This window comes from Salinimicrobium oceani, assembly GCF_012037645.1.
In genome coordinates this window covers 1-406 of sequence record NZ_JAAVJR010000837.1, presented here as the reverse complement: position 1 = coordinate 406, position 406 = coordinate 1, and the positions used below count along the sequence as shown (strand labels likewise).

Sequence of the window (406 nt, the reverse complement as noted above, 5' to 3'; positions counted from 1 at the left end):
ATAGCATGAAAAATTTCAGGTCCCATTTTGTTTTCAACCGAAGTCAGCAAAATGGGATCTTTGTTTTGATCGGAATTATTATTCTGCTGCAACTGGTCTATTTTTTCTATCCTTTTTCTTCTGAAGTGGCAGAGGATCCGGAGCAGGAGCAGTTGGTTTTTCAGCTGCAAAAGGAGATGGATTCCCTGAAGCAGGTGCGGTCGCAGGAAATTTCTATTCCGCTCAAACCCTTCAATCCCAATTTTATTTCAGATTATAAAGGTTACATGCTCGGGATGTCTCTTGAAGAAATTGACAGGCTCCATGAATACAGGGCGCAGGAGCTGTGGGTGAATTCTGCTGAAGAGTTTCAGGGGGTGACGGGGGTTTCAGATTCTTTACTGAAGATCCTTGCGCCTTCCTTCAA

General features: G+C 43.6%; 1 pseudogene. It reads left to right on the top strand.

The window, feature by feature from the left end:
• Window positions 1–406: pseudogene (locus HC175_RS19640) on the top strand (ComEA family DNA-binding protein); the annotation flags it as partial.